This window comes from Bacteroides sp. GD17, assembly GCF_038448625.1.
GTDB lineage: Bacteria > Bacteroidota > Bacteroidia > Bacteroidales > Bacteroidaceae > Bacteroides.
The window spans coordinates 176,434-189,495 of sequence record NZ_JBCEZS010000005.1; the positions used below are offsets into that span (position 1 = coordinate 176,434).

Consider the following 13,062-nt stretch of genomic DNA (forward strand, 5'->3'; position numbering starts at 1 on the left):
TCGACGGACAAACTTACGCATAAAGTAATATACGCTCAAAATTTAATGACTGACCATTAGTGACCAAAGTGTATTTTCGGGGAATATCAGTAATGGTTAGTCGCGTCTTTCAGGCTCCGAGACGGCTTTTTCCTCGATGAAATGGGGATTTTTAGTTGATAACTCCCATCACCCTCAAAAGCTACAACATAAGAAGAAATTCCTTTCAAGGTTTTCCGCAAACGGTACATCAACGTATGCAATTTTTCAGCATCCCCGGTTCCGTTCCATATTTCCCTATCTATTTCTTCCACTGTCAGACGATATCCTTCTGCATTAAGAAACAACTTCAAGAGAATAGATATTTGGGGAGCCACATTTTTCGTTATTCCGCCTTCTTCTTTGAATAAGGTCATATTCTCCGAATCAAAAAATACGCCATCTTCCAACTCATAAAGCCTCACATTCTTCGCATCCACCTCCACAGAGCGAACTTTCTTCTCCACAATGACTTCTTTTTCAACTATAATCTCCTTTTCCTTGACTACTATTTCTTTCTTCCGAAACTTACACCGCAAATAAGATAACAAACGCTCGTATATCAGAATAAAAAAGAAAAAAACACACCAAAGGAGGAACAATATAATCCACTGTCGCCAACCAAACATTTCCCACCGATTATAAGAGATGAAACCGGTTGCTTCCACTTCACAACGAGTCCCCATATAGCAGGATAATAAACTATCTGCATGTACGTGCTTTTCTTCTTTTCTTGAATAAACAGCAATGGTCTGCTCCAACAAATCGGTCACAGAATATCGGATACGAGTGTCCGCAATAATACCCTTTTCGAGCAACAAACTATCCCAATGCAGATTCAATGTATCCACTGAAATGGGATATTTTTCGAGCAATATACTAAGCAGCATTCTCTTAATTCCTTCTTTAACAAGACTATGCTCAAACTTCTCTCTCGGAATTTTGTAGATCCGTGTCCCATACTCACTGGTCAAGGTTACAGACTCAGGAACCGGTGCCTCCAACATTTGCTTATTAGGAGAATTGACAGATATCACTTGTATAGGGACATCTCCTCTTTTCTTCACTTCCAGACTCAACGCTTCCACAAACGTTTCCTTTGCCAATGCATCCCACTTTGGCCGTTTTTGAGAAAAATCATCCCACAGCAGATGTAAATACACTGCCGTAATTATCACACAAAGAGTTCCACTCCCTAATAATACCCATCTTTTCACAGTCATCGATGCCACCTATGCTTTATTTTTACAAAGATACCAAGCAAAAAACACCAATGCAAAATTATGAATACTTCAAAAACACATCAACAGCAAACCTTGTGTACTGAAATCCTGCTGAAGGTTTAATATCTATCATAAAACGTTTAAAATTCGACACAGACAGTTCCTTTGTCAGGACAATCTGTTTCATCGCCTCAAACCTGTCCAGCTGCTCAAAACCCGGTTCTGTATAAAGTTTCGCCAACAGATAATATGAATTCACTTTTTCCCCTCCCATCCTTGTAACAAAGCAGCAACTCCTTTCCTCTTGGAATCTTCACAAGAAAAAAGTATTAATGCTGAAAAAGTATTACTATAAAACTTCTCATAATCACAACTTGTTATGTAATACACGAGTGGCTTGTCGGCATGCACCGACAAGAAGTGACATACTCCCCAACACTATACCAACCAATATTCTACAATTCATACTTTACCAACACAAAATCAGGGTTCACCCCTATAGCATACAACGTGTTATCTTTGCTTTCTGCAGCAATACGCATTACGGGAATACCTAAATCAACAATCTTCACTAAATTTCCATCATAATCATACAAGAAAACTGTACGAGGACATTTGCTTGCATCTCTTCCCACTGTAGATTCATCCGTATCATCCGTTCTACGGTCTCGTTGTAATGTAATAATAAAATCCTTACTCATACAAAGTCCCCGAACGCCTTTTACCCTGCGGTCAAAAAGTATCTCATTGTTCCGAATCTCGTATTCGTCATCATCTGTTCTCCATTCCCACACCAATGAAAATTCATCTTCATCCTGCTGATACAATGCTAAATAAGGGAAATCATAACAAGAATAGACAAATACCCCACGAGATGCATTATATTCTCTCTCTCCCCCTAAATATTGTTTCACTTGCGGAATGGGATAATTGCCAAACGAAGAAGCCTGACCATGTAATAGGGCTTCAAAACAATGTTCCGCATCGTCATCTGTAATACCTATATACAAATCCTTTGCAAATTCCGGCATAGGCGGCCGGGATGCTTTTTCCTGATCGGTCAACGGCACAAATGGATCCTTCCCCTGCACCAAACTATCAATAGACAAGAATCCCCTTGTTTTACCATTTATATCCATAGCAAAATAACGATTGTCTATACATGCTCCATTAATACCTCCCGTTACAAACTCCCGAGGTCCCTCTCCTACTTTTCCCATCGCTCCTACTTGACGCCCGGTTGCTTTTTCGTGCACACGTACAAAATAATCACGCGCAAAGGGATCTTCCCAAACCAAAAAATCACCTGCAACACGCAAAGTCCCCGGCATAGTTGTCGCTATTTCATCATCCAGCAACTTATATGTTGCATCGGCATATTCTACACTCTGTTTCTTCTCTCCTGCACACCCCCACAAGAATAAGGAGATGAATAAGTAATAACATCCTTTCATATTTATCAAATTTAGTAGTTTTAAATCCTCTCTCTTTATTTCCATAATGTGTTTACTATTATAGAAGTCTCAAAGATAATAAAAAATGTATTACTCTATCCACCAGACACTATTTTGACAGAACAAAAGTTTTCCCTGATACAGGCATCCGGAATGTAAAGGAAAAACAAAGGAACAGAACGTCCTAAATACAGTTTTCCCCTATCTGTTTTGCGTCTCAGCCTTATCTGTTTCTTCGTCCTTCGGATTCGGGCCGAACGGTTCTTGTACGAGGGCTATACAGCCCACGACCGTCCCCCGAACAGCCCCAAGCTGAAGGACGAAGAAGCAGATAGGCCAAAAAGGAATTATACACAAGGCAAAAGCACAAAGCAAACGAAGCAAATGCGCATTCTCCTACCTCATTTCGGCCCAAAAGCGCAAAGAAAAGGCTGAAAAGCCCTATTTTTCGTGTTAATAGAAGTTATTTTGGCACAGTTCAGGAAGAGTTACAAAAATAGAGTATAATAGCTGTATATAAGAAAGTTACAACAACAATCAGCTAAATATTCACCTCAAAAAGCGTGACGGTAACCATTTACCGTCACGCTACCTACACGCATCCTACACGGTCTGAAACGCCGATGAATAAATGGATAGAGAGAAATCGTGCTGGAGTGCTGGTAATATCATAGAAAAACTACAGTCAGCTTTTAAAATAACAAAAAGGCACATTGCTTGCCCGACTTGAAAGTCTTGCAGACAATGTGCCTTTTGTTCACCAGTATATCTGCTTATTTCAGCAAGCCTTCCGGATCAAGATGATCTGCTTCAATATCCTTGAAGTAACGGTAAGTACCTACCTTCAATTCATAAGTAGCGGCGTCATCGCAAACGATGATACCCTTTTCGTGCATCTGCAGAGCACTGATAGTCCACATCTGCATTACGGGACCTTCTACTGCGTGATAAAGGGCACGGGCTTTGTTATGTCCGTTTACAATAATCATCACTTCTTTGGCACTGAGCACGGTGCCTACACCTACCGTCAAAGCAGTCTTGGGAACCTTGTTCACGTCGTTGTCGAAGAAGCGGGAGTTGGCAATGATCGTATCGGTAGTCAACGTCTTCTGGCGGGTACGTGATGATAAAGAAGAACCCGGTTCGTTGAAAGCGATGTGTCCGTCGGGACCGATACCGCCCATGAAGAGGTCGATGCCACCATAGGAACGGATTTTCTCTTCATAACGCGCACATTCCGCATCCAGGTCGGCAGCATTGCCGTTCAGGATATTGGTATTCTCCGGCTTGATATCGATATGGCTGAAGAAGTTGTTCCACATGAAAGAGTAGTAGCTTTCGGGATGCTCCTTAGGCAAGCCTACGTACTCGTCCATATTGAAAGTTACCACATGTTGGAAAGACACGATGCCTTTCTTGTTCAGGTCGATCAGTTCTTTGTACATGCCCAGAGGAGAAGATCCGGTGGGGCATCCCAGTACAAACGGTTTTTCAGATGTCGGATTAGCGGCCTTGATTCTTGCGGCAACATAATGTGCTGCCCACTTTGATACGGATTGATAATCCGGCTGAATGATTAGTCTCATTGTGATTGTTTTATTAGGTTAATAAATTAGGGGTAATTTCTATTTCAACTTTTAATTTTTAATTCTTAATTTTCAATTATCCTCTGTCCTTCTTCAAACGCTCCGCCATAGCACGTGCCAGGTTTTCGCATTGTTCGTAGGTGATGTCTTTCATGGCCTGTTTCATTTCAACCGGGTCGCCTACGATCTCGAACTTGCTCTTTTCAGCAAACTCTCCCATACGCTTCACGGCAGCACCTGCCCAACAGAAGGAACCGAAATAACCAAGGTAACGGCCTTTCACCTCACGCACCAGTATCTTGGAAAGCAAGGATTCCACTTCCGGGAAAATCTGGTTACTGTAAGTAGGACTACCGATAATCAGGCCGCGATACTTGAAGATATCCATCAAGATATAAGAAGGATTACTCTTGCTCACATTGTGCATCACGATATTCTTGATGCCCTGCGCAGAAAGTTCGGCAGCAATAGCTTCCGCCATCTGCTCCGTGTTGCCATACATGCTGCCATAGGCTATTACTACACCTTCATCGGCAGCATAACGGCTCAACTTATCGTATATGCCGATAACCTTGGCAATATTCTCCGTCCACACCGGTCCGTGAGTGGAGCAGATGGTAGAGATAGGCAGACCGCCCAACTTTGCCAACGCCTTCTGTACCGGAGAACCGTATTTGCCTACGATATTGGAGTAATAGCGCACCATCTCGTCCCAGCATCTGTCCAGATTGATGCGGGTATCGAGGAAACCACCGTCCAACGTACCGAAACAGCCGAAGCCGTCGCCGGAGAAAAGGACGCCTTCCGTTTCGTCGAAAGTCATCATCGTTTCGGGCCAGTGCACCATCGGCGTCATGTAGAAGCGGAGCTTATGGTGTCCCAAAGCCAGGAAGTCTTCATCTTTCACCATATATTGCTCACCCGTCACGCCGTAGAAGCCTTCGATCATGCCGAAAGTCTGCTTGTTGCCCACAATAATGATATCGGGATAATGCTGCTTGATAAGACGGATAGAGCCGGAATGATCCGGTTCCATGTGGTTGATGATAAGATATTGGATGGGGCGATCGCCTATGATACTTTTTATTTTACGAAGATACACCTCGAAATAGCAGATGTCCACCGTATCTACCAATGCTACGGTTTCATCGTCTATCAGATAGGAGTTGTAAGAAACTCCGTAAGGTAAAGGCCACATTCCTTCAAACAAATGTTTATTGCGATCATTCACTCCCACGTAGTGGATTTTTCCTTTTATCACTGTTTTTGGGTTCATTGTTATTCTTTATTTAGATTGATTCCATATTCTAACGGTGGCAAAAATAATTCTTTTTTCTCACATTTCATATTTCTTTCCTTGATATGCATCAAGTTCTTTCATTCTTTTTTGTACCCGGTGGTTAAATTCATAATTTTTTAGCCCCCAGTCGGGTGCAATGAGCAGTTCTTTGGGTGATTGGGAGACAAAGCGCTCCAATATCAGGTCGGGACGGAGATGCTCGATATAGTCTATCACAAGAGCGATGTATTCTTCCACATCAAACAAATGGAAGTCTTCCGGATGCTGCTCATATTCCAAAGCCATGCGGGTGCCGCGTATCAGTTGCAACTGATGCATTTTCAAGGTAGTAAGGGGGAGACGGGACAAGGCACCGGCTTGTGCCACAATACGTTCGTGCGTCTCGCCCGGCAGTCCGAGGATGACATGTCCGCCGGTCAGGATGCCACAAGCAGCAGTCCGCTCCACAGCATCAATGGTAGTCTGGAAGGTATGCCCGCGATTGATACGCTTGAGGGTTTCGTCGCAGGTGCTTTCTATACCGTACTCTACCAGCAGAAAAGTATGTTTATTAACCTCTTCCAGATAGCGGAGCAAATCATCGGGCATGCAGTCGGGACGGGTACCGATCACCAGCCCCACTACTTCATCTACCGACAAGGCTTCTTCGTACTTCCGCTTCAACGTTTCCAGTTCGCCGTAGGTATTGGTATATGCCTGGAAATAGGCAAGATACTTCATCTCGGGATATTTATGGGAAAAGAACTGCTTGCCTTCCTCCAATTGCCGGGTAATCGGTTTCTCCGTGCGGCAGTAATCGGGGTTGAAGGTCTGATTGTTACAGTAGGTGCAACCGCCATAACCTTTATTCCCGTCACGATTGGGACAGGTAAAGCCGGCATTCAACGATATTTTCTGTACTTTGTAAGGAAAATAACGCTTCAGAAACAAAGGAAATTCGTTGTAAAGAGGTCTTATAGCCATACATAAATCTATTTAGTGACAAATATAAGGATTTTAACTGAAACAGGTTCTGTACACATTGATAAATTACCACTAATACATCGGCAGCCCTCATCTGTTAACAAACACAAACTATCGCAAATTAAGCTGCACTAAAAAATGTTTCATTATTTGATTTTAAAGCATTTATAATACCGGTAATACACATCAGCATTATTTCATTAAATATATTTTAGTGATCGGTTACATGTTTTACACACAAATTCCCTGATCCGCATGCATGAAGATTGAAATAAATTCATAGCTTTGCATACAACCTTAGTGAATCAACCTGATAAATACTACAACACCATGGCAACAATTGCATTGGACATAGGCGGCACCAAAATAGCCAGCGCCATTTTCCTACCCGACGGGAGCATGATGTTCAACCGTAAACGGCTTCTGAAAGGAAGAACCGGGCACGAAGTAGGAAAACTCGCCGCAGATATCCTCGCCAAACTCCTCACCGTAGCACGCAGAAGCCGCATACACATCGACGGTATAGGAATCTGCATCCCCGGCATCGTCTATTCGCAGACCAACCGGGTATGGGCGCCCAATATTCCCGGATGGGAAAATTATCCTCTTTACGAAGAGCTGCGCAGCGTCACTCCTCCCGGAATAGAAATATACATCGACAGTGACCGTACCTGCTATATGTATGGAGAAATGTGGCAGGGTGCGGCAAAAGATTGCCACAGCGCAGTGTTCGTTGCCGTAGGAACCGGTATCGGTGCCGGCATCATCATTGACGGACATGTGCTGCACGGTGCCAACGACATTATCGGCGCCACCGGCTGGATGGCACTGCAACCTCCTTACAAAGAAGAATATGACACTTGCGGATGCTTTGAATACTACGCCTCGGGCAACGGAATCGGAGCCAGGGTGCGCGATGCCGTCCGCGCCAATAAAGCCTACAAAGGAAAGTTGCGCCAGAAGCCTATCTGCCGCATTTCGGCTTACGATGTGTTCAGCGCTTACAATGAAGGTGATCCGATTGCCGTCTCCGTACTGCACAAAGCGGTGGAGATGTGGGGCATGGCTTCGGCCAATTTCGTCAGCCTGCTCAACCCGCAGAAGATTATCTGGGGCGGAGGTGTATTCGGTCCCGCCTCTATCTTTATAGATGACATTTACAAAGAAGCCTGCAAATGGGCACAACCGCTCAGCATCAAGCAGGTGGAATTTGTACCTTCTCAGTTGTCCGGCAATGCCGGGCTGATAGGAGCAGCATTCCTTGCCATCAAAAACCATTTGTATGAGTAACAGTTATCACAAGAATCTCGTATTCACCGCAGCGTGCATCGGGATGTGTTTTTTCGGAGTTTCAATGATTACACTGGGAGCGGTACTACCCTCCCTTATCACAAAATTGGACCTGAGCGGGCTGCAGACGACTTCGCTCGTCACGTTCCTGCCTTTAGGCATGCTCGTCGGTTCACTGATTTTCGGACCTATCGTCGACCGTTTCGGGCATAAGGCGCTGTTGGTACCCAGCTGTATCATCGTACTGCTGGGTATGGAAGGGCTTGCTTTCTTCGAGAACATCCCGTTGCTGCAAGCCTCCATTGTCGGCATCGGTTTAGGAGGCGGTATCTTAAATGGTGAAACCAACGCATTAGTGGCCGATATATCCGGCGAAGCAGAGAAAGGCTCGAAGCTCAGTTTCCTGGGTATGTTCTACGGACTGGGAGCACTGGGCATCCCGATGCTGCTGGGAGCACTGGCCAAGTACTACACTTTCGAAACGATATTGCAAGGTATCGGCGTACTGATGCTGGCAGGAATCCTGTTCTGTATTCCCGTACGCTTCCCGGCGCCGAAGCAGGCACAAGGCTTCCCGATAAAGGAAGGATTGGGACTGCTGAAAGAAAGCAGCCTGTTACTGCTCAGTTTCATCCTCTTTTTCCAGAGCGGCATTGAAGGAGTGTGCAACAACTGGTCCACAAGCTACTTCGGCCAAATGACCGACATCCCTGCCGACCGGGCACTGATTGCACTGACCTGCATGGTGGCAGGACTGACCGTAGCCCGTATGCTGCAAGTGGTAGTCTTCAAAAAAGTAAAACCGGAAACGGTGTTGCCTTACAGTCTCACCCTGACTGCCATAGGCTTCTGCCTGCTGGCTTTCTCGCCGGACTTTATACGCGCAGCCATCGGCATGGCAATAGTAGGCGCAGGATTATCGGCCACCTATCCCGTGATACTGAGCGTGCTGGGTAATCGCTATCCCTCCTTGTCGGGCACAGCATTCAGCGTGGCACTCGCCATAGCCCTGGTGGGACAGACGACCATGAACGGACTGATGGGAGTCGTTTCTCAACGTCCCGACGGCATCGGACTTTATCCTTATCTGATGATTGCTTCGCTTGTCATCATGTTCTTCTTGTTCAAACGTTCACAAAAATAAATTATTCACCCTTTTAAAAAAGACATTATGTTAGCACTCGAATGGTTAAAGAATGCCCATGGCATCATGGAAAAGCTGGAGGATACCCAGTTGGAGAACATTAAAAAAGCAGCTACAGTTATGGCGGACTCTATCGAAGCCGGCCGCTGGGTTCACACATTTGGTTGCGGTCACGCAACGATTCCCGTAGAAGAAATGTATCCGCGTATCGGCAGTTTTGTAGGTTTCCATCCGCTCTGCGAACTTCCGCTGACGTTCTTCACTCAGATCATCGGACAGATGGGTATCCACCAGTTCCTTTTCCTGGAGAGAGCCGAAGGCTACGGACAAGAAATCATGAAGAACTACGACTTCGACCCGAAAGACTGTATGTGGATTTTCTCTCACACGGGCATCAATGCCGTCAATATAGACATGGCACTGGAAGCCAAAAAACGTGGCATGAAGGTGATTGTCTACGGTTCGGCTAGCGAAACGGGCGACAAGCCAAGCCGCCATTCCAGTGGGAAGAACCTCTTCCAGATAGCAGATATCGTGGTTGACTCTTGCGTGCCGCTGGTAGATGCTTCCGTACCCTTGAAGAATCACTTCGACAAAGTAGGCCCGCTGTCTACACTGAGCTTTGTCACAATGGTATGGATGACCATCACCACCGTTGCCGAAATCCTGGCCGACCGCGGTGTGAAACTGTACATCCATCCGTCTCACAACGTTCCGGGCGATACTACTGCCCACGAACGCCTCGATGCTGCCATTGCGGAGTATCAACGCAAGGTGAAGACATTATAAAAATATTCCCTGTAAAATCAATCACTAAAGGGTTTATCACATTTATTGAATTGCAGCAAAGTCTTTGCTGCAATTCGTTTATAATGCATACATCTTTCATATTTTCAATATAGATTAGCATAGCATTTGCAACATACTAAAAGATTAGTATCTTTGCCGTAGAAAATCAGAACAAATAATCCTATAAAATATGAAACGAATCAGCATTGCATTCCTCCTCTGCCTCTGCACCCTGGCAAGCTTTGCCCAAGGCGGACAGGCACTCGATTTGAAAGAAATCGTAACCGGAAAGTTCACACCGCAAACAATCTCCGGCGTTATCCCTATCCCGGGAGACGGCGAACACTACTCGCAGATGAACGCCGACCAGACACAGATTATCAAGTATTCTTTCAAAACGGGAAAGCAGGTGGAGGTTTTGTTTGATGCCGCCACTGCACGCGAGTGCCCGTTTAAGACATTCGACAGCTACAGTTTCGCCCCCGACGGCAGCAAATTGCTCATCGCCACGGAGAAGACCCCCATCTACCGCCATTCCTATACCGCTGTGCACTATTTGTATAGCCTGAAACGAAACCTCGACGGGAAAATAAACAACGTAGTGGAGAAGCTTTCGGACGGCGGCCCGCAACAAGTACCCGTATTCTCGCCCGACGGTAATCAGGTTGCCTTTGTACGCGACAACAATATCTTCCTCGTGAAGCTGCTCTTCGGAAACAGCGAAAGCCAGGTGACCGAAGACGGCAAGCGCAACGAAGTGCTGAACGGCATCCCCGACTGGGTATATGAGGAAGAATTTTCTTTCGACCGTGCACTCGAGTTCAGCGCCGACGGCCAGATGCTCGCCTTTATCCGCTGGGACGAAAGAGAAGTGCCCTCCTACTCTTTCCCACTCTTTGCCGGAGAAGCTCCCCACCTTGCTCCTCTTGAAAAATATCCGGGAGAGTATACCTACAAATATCCTAAGACGGGCGAACAGAATTCCAAAGTATCTGTGCATACCTTCGACATCAAGTCTAAAGTAACCCGTAAGATCAATGTGCCACTGGATGCAGACGGCTACATCCCCCGCATCCGCTTCACCAAAGACCCGAACAAACTTGCCGTAATGACGCTGAACCGCCATCAAAACCGGTTCGACCTCTACTTTGCCGACCCTCGCAGCACAGTCTGCAAACTGGCACTGCGCGATGAGAGCGATACATACATCAGCGGGCAAGTGTTCGACAATATCATCTTCTATCCCGAAAACTTCAGCTTCGTCAGCGAAAAGAGCGGTTACAGCCATCTATACTGGTACAGCATCGGCGGCAACCTGCTGAAGCAACTCACCGCAGGCAATTACGAAGTAAAAGAGTTCTTAGGCTACGACCCGGCAGAAGGCAGTTTCTACTACAGCAGCAACGAAGAAAGCCCGATGCGTAGCGCCATCTACAAGATAGACCGCAAAGGGAAAAAGACGAAACTGTCATCGCAGACAGGTACAAATACCGCCCAGTTCAGCACCGACATGAAATACTTCATGAATCGCTACTCCAACCTGGACACGCCGACCGTCATTACTCTGAACGATAATACCGGCAAAACACTTGCTACCCTGGTAGACAATGCGGAACTGAGACAACAGATAGCCGGCTACAACATGCCCCGCAAAGAATTCTTCTCCTTCCAGACCACCGACGGCACTACGCTGAACGGTTGGATGATGAAGCCGGTAGATTTCTCGGCCAGCAAGAAGTATCCCGTACTGATGTTCCAATACAGCGGTCCCGGTTCGCAGCAGGTACTCGATAAGTTCAGTGTAAGCTGGGAGACGTATATGGCATCGCAAGGCTACATCGTTGTCTGTGTAGACGGACGCGGCACAGGTGGACGCGGTGCGGAATTTGCCAAATGCACCTACCTCAACCTCGGCGTCAAGGAATCCAAAGACCAGGTAGAGACAGCTCTCTACATGGGACGCCAGCCCTATGTGGACAAAGACCGTATCGGTATTTGGGGATGGAGCTATGGCGGCTACATGACTCTTATGAGCATGAGTGAGGGAACCCCGGTATTCAAAGCCGGTGTAGCCGTAGCTGCCGTTACCGACTGGAATTACTATGATACCGTCTATGGCGAACGCTTCATGCGCACTCCGAAAGAGAATGCGGAAGGCTACAGAGCCGGTTCTACCTTCACCCGTGCCGACAAGCTACACGGCAACCTGTTGCTGGTGCACGGCATGGCCGATGACAACGTACACTTCCAGAATTGTGCCGAATATGCCGAACATTTGGTACAACTTGGCAAGCAATTCGAAATGCAAGTCTATACCAACCGCAACCACGGCATTATCGGAGGTAATACCCGCCTGCATTTGTATACACGATTAACTAATTTCTTTAACCGGGAGTTGAAAAACGGAAAATGAAAGACAGAGTCCGCAAGCCGGAATGGCTGAAAATAAGTATCGGCGCCAACGAGCGCTACACCGAGACAAAACGTATCGTCGAATCGCATTGCCTTCACACCATCTGTAGCAGCGGACGTTGCCCCAACATGGGCGAGTGTTGGGGAAAAGGCACCGCCACCTTCATGATTGGCGGTGACATCTGTACCCGTTGCTGCAAGTTTTGCAATACACAGACCGGCAAGCCTCTCCCCCTCGACCCCAACGAGCCGACGCACGTAGCAGAGTCCATCGCCCTGATGAAGCTCTCCCACGCCGTCATCACCTCCGTAGACCGTGATGATCTGCCCGACCTGGGTGCCGCACACTGGGCCCATACCATCCGCGAAATCAAGCGCCTCAACCCGGAAACTACCGTCGAGGTGCTGATTCCGGACTTCCAGGGAAGAAAAGAACTCGTAGCCCAAGTCATCGAAGCACAACCGGAAATCATTTCCCACAACATGGAAACCGTCCGCCGCATCAGCCCCCTGGTGCGCAGCGCCGCCCGTTATGAAACCAGCCTTGAAGTATTACGACAGATAGCCGAAAGCGGAACCACCGCCAAATCGGGCATCATGGTAGGTCTGGGTGAAACTCCGGCAGAAGTGGAGGAACTCATGGACGACCTGCGCCGGGCCGGCTGCCACATACTCACTATCGGCCAATACCTGCAACCTACACACAAGCACTATCCGGTGGCGGAATACGTCACCCCCGAACAATTCGCCCTCTATAAAAAGACCGGATTAGGGAAAGGATTCGAACAAGTGGAAAGTGCCCCATTGGTACGTTCTTCCTATCATGCGGAAAAACAAGTCCACCTTATACAAAAAAAGACTAAGATAGGAAACATTTGATTCT

Annotated in this window: 10 protein-coding genes; 5 read left to right on the forward strand and 5 right to left on the reverse strand. The window is 46.7% G+C overall.

The window, feature by feature from the left end:
- Positions 1-86: 86 nt before the first annotated feature.
- The 5 genes from AAE250_RS09795 to AAE250_RS09815 form a co-directional block, all read right to left on the reverse strand.
- Positions 87-1,250, reverse strand: a complete 1,164-nt coding sequence (locus AAE250_RS09795; RefSeq protein WP_446715747.1) for a hypothetical protein — start codon at positions 1,248-1,250, stop codon at positions 87-89.
- A gap of 446 nt (positions 1,251-1,696) precedes the next feature.
- On the reverse strand, positions 1,697-2,740 hold the full coding sequence (locus tag AAE250_RS09800) for a hypothetical protein (protein WP_294597939.1): 1,044 nt from the start codon (positions 2,738-2,740) through the stop codon (positions 1,697-1,699).
- A 728-nt stretch (positions 2,741-3,468) separates the two neighbouring features.
- Positions 3,469-4,281, reverse strand: coding sequence for a glucosamine-6-phosphate deaminase (gene nagB / locus AAE250_RS09805; RefSeq protein ID WP_294597941.1), 813 nt, complete (start codon positions 4,279-4,281; stop codon positions 3,469-3,471).
- A gap of 76 nt (positions 4,282-4,357) precedes the next feature.
- Positions 4,358-5,557: an FprA family A-type flavoprotein gene (locus AAE250_RS09810; RefSeq protein WP_294597944.1), complete on the reverse strand. Its 1,200-nt coding sequence runs from the start codon at positions 5,555-5,557 to the stop codon at positions 4,358-4,360.
- 60 nt (positions 5,558-5,617) lie between these two features.
- Positions 5,618-6,544: a TIGR01212 family radical SAM protein gene (locus AAE250_RS09815; RefSeq protein ID WP_294597945.1), complete on the reverse strand. Its 927-nt coding sequence runs from the start codon at positions 6,542-6,544 to the stop codon at positions 5,618-5,620.
- A 330-nt stretch (positions 6,545-6,874) separates the two neighbouring features.
- Here AAE250_RS09815 and AAE250_RS09820 point away from each other — a divergent pair, with 330 nt between their 5' ends.
- The 5 genes from AAE250_RS09820 to lipA all read left to right on the forward strand — a co-directional run bounded on the left by AAE250_RS09820 (position 6,875) and on the right by lipA (position 13,058).
- A complete protein-coding gene (locus AAE250_RS09820) occupies positions 6,875-7,834 on the forward strand; it encodes an ROK family protein (RefSeq protein WP_294597946.1) in 960 nt (319 codons plus the stop codon).
- Positions 7,827-8,978 (forward strand): MFS transporter, encoded by a 1,152-nt coding sequence (locus tag AAE250_RS09825; RefSeq protein ID WP_294597947.1) that lies wholly within the window; start codon positions 7,827-7,829, stop codon positions 8,976-8,978. The genes AAE250_RS09820 and AAE250_RS09825 overlap by 8 nt, the downstream gene beginning before the upstream one ends.
- 27 nt (positions 8,979-9,005) lie before the next feature.
- On the forward strand, positions 9,006-9,767 hold the full coding sequence (locus AAE250_RS09830; RefSeq protein WP_294597956.1) for a sugar isomerase domain-containing protein: 762 nt from the start codon (positions 9,006-9,008) through the stop codon (positions 9,765-9,767).
- Between the two features lie 190 nt (positions 9,768-9,957).
- On the forward strand, positions 9,958-12,180 hold the full coding sequence (locus AAE250_RS09835; protein WP_294597958.1) for a S9 family peptidase: 2,223 nt from the start codon (positions 9,958-9,960) through the stop codon (positions 12,178-12,180).
- On the forward strand, positions 12,177-13,058 hold the full coding sequence (gene lipA, locus AAE250_RS09840; protein ID WP_294597959.1) for a lipoyl synthase: 882 nt from the start codon (positions 12,177-12,179) through the stop codon (positions 13,056-13,058). Before AAE250_RS09835 ends, lipA begins: the two co-directional genes overlap by 4 nt.
- Positions 13,059-13,062 lie beyond the last annotated feature (4 nt).

Bases quoted from the DNA above. Each gene is read 5' to 3' on its own strand.
- nagB (WP_294597941.1), bottom strand. From the start codon at position 4,281: ATGAGACTAATCATTCAGCCGGATTATCAATCCGTATCAAAGTGGGCA.
- AAE250_RS09835 (WP_294597958.1), top strand. From the start codon at position 9,958: ATGAAACGAATCAGCATTGCATTCCTCCTCTGCCTCTGCACCCTGGCA.
- AAE250_RS09830 (WP_294597956.1), top strand. From the start codon at position 9,006: ATGTTAGCACTCGAATGGTTAAAGAATGCCCATGGCATCATGGAAAAG.
- AAE250_RS09810 (WP_294597944.1), bottom strand. From the start codon at position 5,557: ATGAACCCAAAAACAGTGATAAAAGGAAAAATCCACTACGTGGGAGTG.
- AAE250_RS09800 (WP_294597939.1), bottom strand. From the start codon at position 2,740: ATGGAAATAAAGAGAGAGGATTTAAAACTACTAAATTTGATAAATATG.
- AAE250_RS09820 (WP_294597946.1), top strand. From the start codon at position 6,875: ATGGCAACAATTGCATTGGACATAGGCGGCACCAAAATAGCCAGCGCC.
- AAE250_RS09825 (WP_294597947.1), top strand. From the start codon at position 7,827: ATGAGTAACAGTTATCACAAGAATCTCGTATTCACCGCAGCGTGCATC.
- AAE250_RS09815 (WP_294597945.1), bottom strand. From the start codon at position 6,544: ATGGCTATAAGACCTCTTTACAACGAATTTCCTTTGTTTCTGAAGCGT.
- lipA (WP_294597959.1), top strand. From the start codon at position 12,177: ATGAAAGACAGAGTCCGCAAGCCGGAATGGCTGAAAATAAGTATCGGC.